2 pseudogenes are annotated in these 1,894 nt (G+C 35.9%); both read left to right on the top strand.

The features are described 5' to 3' along the window. A pseudogene (locus tag CER22_RS33430) lies at positions 1-585 on the top strand (lysin); the annotation flags it as partial. Beyond that, positions 578-1,894: pseudogene (locus CER22_RS30900) on the top strand (hypothetical protein); the annotation flags it as partial. The pseudogenes CER22_RS33430 and CER22_RS30900, both read left to right, overlap by 8 nt.

The raw sequence follows: 1,894 nt of genomic DNA, 5'->3' as shown, positions 1-1,894 counted from the left end.
GATATCGATTCATTTGAGCCAGGAAATTCTCATCCGGTAATAAATCCGATAATGGGAATTGATGAGCGATTAAGGATTGTTGGGAAATCATTAGATATTAACAGTCCACAAGGTGCTTCTCTTTCAATCGGTGATAAATTAAAGACATTGAATCAGTATCAAAGTGAATCAAATAAATCATCTCAGAGAATTACAGAACTACAATTTACAGTGTCCAGACTTAATACGCAAATCGGCTCACTTTCAACTAGTTTGAATAATGCGGAACAAGAAATAAAGCATTTAACGGCTGCGGTTGAAGATGCTAATCTGCAAGGAATTATTAATTCAATCTCTGATTTAGGAAATATCTTAAAAAAAATTGAAGAAGAAATACAAACTTTACCCACATCTGAAGTAATTTTACAGATGCAAAAAGATATACAAAAGAATACTGAAGCTATTGCTATGTACGATGAAAGACTAGAGACAGCTGAAAAAACGGTAGAATTAAACGGTAAAAGTATCATTGGGATACAAGAGAGCTTAAAAAGTATAGAAGATCGTTTAATAGCTTTAGAAAATGGAGGTGTAAAACGTGGCTGATATTAGTAGTTTTTTACAAAAAATTAAAACCGCTATGTACGGTAAAGATGTTCGTGGATCTATTCATGATGGAATCAATGCTATTAATAAAGAGACAGAAACAGCAACGTCACTCTCTAAAGAAACGAAACATAAGCAATCCGCTTTAGAAAAGAAGTACGATGATCAAATCGCTAATATGACAAATGAAAATCCATCTATTAGTGAACTTGTGGATTTTAGAACAAGTAGTTTTACCGGTAAATCATATGATACGGCAGGTAAAAGAGCTGATGAGATTGATGCGCGGTTAGCTGATATCGCAGTAAATATTAGAAATTTTGGTGCGCATGTAATATTAGAAGATAATGCTTTTGCAATTCAAGCTGCATTTGATTCTTTAGAAGGAAAAGGCGGACAGGTTTTTATACCAGAAGGAAATTTTGTATCAGCGCCTTTGAAACTACCAGCATATGTATCTTTGGGAGGTACCGGACAAAAATCTATTTTGAAACTAAAGTCAGGAAGCAATGCCCCGTTAATTTCTTTGAAAAAAGATACCTCGCAAATGATTGGAATTAAGAATTTAAGGCTTGACGGAAATAAAGATAACCAAACTAGTGATGCTGCTGGTGGTATATATATTATAAATACAAGAGATGCTACAGCAATGTTTGCAGATTCCCTTGTGGGAGAACATGATGCTCGGCATTATATCGAAAACGTTTATATTTATGAGACTAAAGGAACTGGTTTAATAATTGCTGGACGTGGTGAATCACAGGTTAAGGCTGTCCAAACTTTAAGATGTGATAAAAACGGATTCTACCTAGACGCACAAGATAATTGGTACGAATCTTTAAGCGCTGGTGAATCTGGTTTACAAGGTATTATCTCTAGCGAGAAAGATGCTAATTCACGCTTTGACAATTGTAAGTCATGGTTCAGTGGTAAGTTGAATCAAGAGCAAGGTGATGGTTTTGATATTCGAGGGAAAAGAATCGGTCTAAGCGTATGTGAAGCGCAGGATAATGCAAAGAATGGATTTGTATTCAAAGGTACAGATATTGTAGGTGCAGGATTAATCGCTGATACCAATGGTTGGCAGTATATTTCGGGTAATATTTACGCCGGGGCAACAGGGTACGTATTTGTAGGCGCAAAAAACTGTAATATTCAAGGGATTGCATCGAACAGATTCGGTGTGGCTGACCCACGACAATCGTATGCAATTCAATTTCTTAACGATGCCGCTGGTAATAACCTTACGATTACCTCAATGCATATGAAAATATCTGCTCTTATTGAGGCTCAACTAAGCCTTAGTAAT

The organism is Bacillus sp. K2I17, assembly GCF_002209985.1.
Taxonomy (GTDB): domain Bacteria; phylum Bacillota; class Bacilli; order Bacillales; family Bacillaceae_G; genus Bacillus_A; species Bacillus_A wiedmannii.
This window is presented reverse-complemented; position numbering and strand designations above follow the sequence as displayed.